Genomic DNA, 3856 nt, shown 5'->3' on the forward strand with positions numbered 1-3856 from the left:
TCAACATATCTGGCGTTGACTTTTGGCACGCTGTTGAGTTCTCAAGGAACGGACGCTTCCTTTGTACTCACCCTCTCGGGCTTTCCTCCGGGCTTTTCCCTCCGGTCTTGCGTTTCCGACTCTATCAGATCCTTTCGGACCCGATTCCCGGTCAGCGGGATTCGCCTTCCAGGTCCTCCGCTTCCGCGTTTTCCCTTTCCGGCGGTTCCGACTCTACCAGAACCTTTTCCCGTTCCGTTTCCGGACCGGATTCCGAATTCTCGGTGACCGTCGAAGTGGTCTTTTGCCTTTCGGCGGATCCAGACTTTACCAGAAACATTCTGCCGAAAAATCGGCTTCACGATTCGAAGTAAGAGGATCGATGGCTCTGCGGAAATTCCATTTCCGGTGAGAGCGAAGTAGAGACTAACTGTCGAGCCCGAACTTGTCCAGTCCGAGGCAACCGTTAAAATCTACCTCCCCAGATCCGCTGTGTCAACAGTTTCCTGGGCGAAGAGGAGACTAGCAGGTCAGCGGGGCCGTACGCACATCAGGCGGCGACGGGGAGTTCGGCGCTGCGTTCCGCGGCCTCGACGTCGCCGCTCTCGCCGGCGCGTGCCGCTCGGCCGCCCAGGACGTAGACGTAGGCGAGGAAGGCCAGCTCCGCCACGATGCCGATGGTGACGCGGCCCCAGGTCGGAAGGCCGGAAGGGGTGACGAAGCCTTCGATCACGCCCGAGACGAACAGGACCAGGGCCAGGCCGATGGCCATGCCGATCGCGGCCCGGCCCTGTTGGGCGAGGGCCGAGCGCCGGGTGTGCGGGCCCGGGTCGATGACCGTCCAGCCGAGGCGCAGCCCCGTACCCGCGGCGACGAAGACGGCGGTGAGTTCGAGCAGGCCATGCGGAAGGATCAGCCCCATGAAGGTGTCGAGTCGGCCCGCCGAGGACATCAGGCCGATGCCGACCCCGAGGTTGAGCACATTGACGAAGAGAATCCAGATCACCGGAACGCAGAGGAACGCGCCCAGGACCAGGCACATGGCCGCGGCCTGGGCGTTGTTCGTCCACACCTGGGCGGCGAACGACGCGGCCGGGTGGCTGGAGTAGTACGTCTCGTACTCCCCGCCGGGGCTGGTGAGGCGGCGGAGGTCGTCGGGGGCCGCGATGGCCGACTGGACCTCCGGATGCGTGCCGATCCACCAGCCGATGACCGCCGCCAGCACCGTGGAGAGCACGGCCGTGGGTATCCACCAGTGCCGGGAGCGGTAGACCGCGGCGGGGAAACCAACGGTGAGGAAGCGGGTGACATCGCGCCAGGAGGCTCGGCGGGTTCCCGTGACCGTGGACCGGGCGCGCGCCACGAGCTGGGTCAGTCGGGCGGTGAGCATCGGGTCCGGGGCGCTGGACTGGAGGAGCGAGAGATGGGTGGCCGTGCGCTGGTAGAGCTCGACGAGTTCGTCGGCTTCCGTGCCGGTGAGGCGGCGCCCGCGACGCAGGAGCTGGTCCAGGCGGTCCCACTCGGCACGGTGGGCGGTCACGAATACGTCGAGATCCATGTTCGGCTGCTGCTCCAGGCATGGGTGCGTACGGGTTCGTACTACGGCGGCGGCGCGCTGCGGGCCAGCTTGGCAGACTGAGGGCCCGAGGGGCAGGGACGGATCGGCGAAGGATGGGGCGGCGATGAGTGAGCTCGTGACCGGGGACGCGGTCGTGCTGGGGCTGCGGCCGGCGAAACTGCCGAGCCGGGCGCTGGCGGTGACCATCGATCTCGCCGTGGTGGGGGCGGCGTTCGTCCTGGTGTCGATCGGGCTGGCCGTCGCGACGGCGACGCTGGACGACGCGGCGCTCGCGGCGGTGTCCGTCGCGAGTTTCCTGCTGGTGCTGGTGGGCGGCCCGATCGCGGTGGAGACGCTGAGCCACGGGCGTTCGCTGGGGAAGCTGGCGTGCGGGCTGCGGGTGGTCCGGGACGACGGGGGGCCGATCCGGTTCCGGCACGCGCTGGTGCGCGGGGCCGTGGGGGTCGTCGAGATCCTGCTGACGCTCGGGGTCGTCGCCTGCATCGCCTCGCTGGTGTCGGCCCGAGGGCGGCGGCTGGGGGACGTGTTCGCGGGGACGCTCGTCGTACGGGAACGGGTGCCGGCCTCGCGGGCGGCTGCCGTGCCGCCTCCGCCGCCGTGGCTGGTCGGGCGGTTCGCGGGGCTGGACCTGTCGGGGGTGCCGGATTCCCTGTGGCTGGCCGTCCGCCAGTACCTGACCCGGATGCACCAGCTCGACGCGCAGGTGGGCGGGGCGATGGCGGAGCGGCTGGCCGGGGAGCTGGCGGGGCGGACCGGGGTTCCGGTGCCGGAGGGGGTGCCGGCCGGGGCGTACCTGGCCGCGGTGGTGAACGAGCGGCAGGCGCGGGACGCACGGCGGATGTTCGCCGCGGCTCAGGAGAGTGCCCGGGAGCATGGTGCCCGGGAAAGCGGTGCGCGGGAGAGTGCCGTGCGTCCCGGTGGTTCCGGTGAGTCCGGAGGTATGGCTTCCGGGTGGGCGCCGGTGGTGTCCGGGCCCGTCGCGGAAGGCTTCGGGGCGGGTGCGTCGGGGCGGTCCGCGGATGCGAAGGGGCCGGAGCGGGGCGCGGGGGGCGCGGACGACCGGACGTCGCCGCCCGCTGCCACCGGGTTCGCCCCGCCCGCCTGAGAGCTGCCCGCCCGAGGACCGCCTGCCCGGGAGCCGGCCGCCCGAGGGCCACCACCGGTCCGGGGACTCCCCCGTGTGCCCGAGGGGCCGACCGCTGCTCTCAGGCGTACGAGGGCGGGGAGTCCAGGTCCTCCAGCTCGATGCCGGGGGCTGCCAGGACCACGTCACCGGCGATGTGAACGGTGTGCCGCTCGCCGGTGTCCAGGGCGCTGACCTGGTATTCGTCCACGGTCAGGGGGCCGTTGTCAGTGGTGTGCGCTTCACTGTTCACCAGGGCCCAGGACTGGTCGACGGTCCGGGGTGCGAGGACCGGATCCGTGAAGGCGACCAGGCGTACGCGGGTCGCGGGCGAGCCGGGGGTGAGACGCAGCAGTCGTGCGGTCGCGATGAGGAACGCGGGGGACGTGCCGGTGAAGGCGTGGGCGGGGACATTGCCTTCGGTGGCATGGGTGCCGGTCGGGTCGGTGCGGACCCAGGTGACGCCTTCGAGGGCGGCGCCGCGGACCTGCCAGCTCGCGGCGTGCAGTTCGAGGCGGATGGGGCGGCCGAGTTCGTCGAGGGTGAGGTCGACGGAGCCGAGGTGATCACCGGACGGGGCGGTGGTCCGGGAGATGTAGCGCCAGCCGGAGGGGCCGGGGGCGCATTGGAAGTGCTCTTCGCCGAGGGGGGTGTGATCGTGGAGATCGTGGAGCGAATATCGGCCGCGGGGCATGGGGTCCTTCTGGGGTCCTCGGGCTGAGCGGGCGCGGTACGGCGCAGGCCCCCGACACGGGGGTGCGGGGGCCTGCGTTCGTCACTGCTGCTGAGACCGTTCCGGTCGTCGGCGGCCGGTCGTCACCGACCGGTGGAGGCCGGCTGGGTGGTCACCACCGGTCGGTGCCGGGGTGGTCGTCGGCGGGTGGGGTCAGTAGCGGTAGTGGTCGGGCTTGTACGGGCCCTCGACCTCGACACCGATGTACGCGGCCTGCTCCGGGCGGAGCGTGGTGAGCCTGACGCCGAGGGCGTCGAGGTGGAGGCGGGCGACCTTCTCGTCGAGGTGCTTGGGCAGCACGTAGACGTCGGTCGGGTACTCCTCGGGCTTGGTGAACAGCTCGATCTGGGCCAGCGTCTGGTCCGCGAAGGAGTTGGACATCACGAAGGAGGGGTGCCCGGTCGCGTTGCCGAGGTTGAGCAGGCGGCCCTCGGACAGCACG

General features: G+C 70.6%; 4 protein-coding genes. 1 reads left to right on the plus strand and 3 read right to left on the minus strand.

Annotation, left to right across the window (positions count from 1 at the left end):
• Window positions 1-529: 529 nt before the first annotated feature.
• Window positions 530-1537 carry a stage II sporulation protein M gene (locus tag EAO76_RS25605; RefSeq protein ID WP_148838269.1) on the minus strand — a complete coding sequence of 336 codons (1008 nt, stop codon included), beginning with the start codon at window positions 1535-1537 and terminating at the stop codon, window positions 530-532.
• A 124-nt stretch (window positions 1538-1661) separates the two neighbouring features.
• Between EAO76_RS25605 and EAO76_RS25610 the strand changes: the two genes are divergently transcribed.
• Complete coding sequence (locus EAO76_RS25610; protein WP_148838270.1) at window positions 1662-2663, plus strand: RDD family protein; 1002 nt, start codon at window positions 1662-1664, stop codon at window positions 2661-2663.
• Window positions 2664-2763: 100 nt separating this feature from the next.
• Here the strand turns inward: EAO76_RS25610 and EAO76_RS25615 are convergent, their stop codons facing one another.
• Together EAO76_RS25615 and EAO76_RS25620 are read right to left on the minus strand one after the other, a co-directional pair.
• Complete coding sequence (locus EAO76_RS25615; protein ID WP_148838271.1) at window positions 2764-3375, minus strand: hypothetical protein; 612 nt, start codon at window positions 3373-3375, stop codon at window positions 2764-2766.
• Between the two features lie 192 nt (window positions 3376-3567).
• Window positions 3568-3856: adenosylhomocysteinase (locus EAO76_RS25620; RefSeq protein WP_187438794.1), on the minus strand; the 289-nt coding region annotated here is incomplete at its 5' end.

Origin of the sequence: Streptomyces sp. sk2.1 (genome assembly GCF_008120935.1) — a bacterium.
GTDB lineage: Bacteria > Actinomycetota > Actinomycetes > Streptomycetales > Streptomycetaceae > Streptomyces.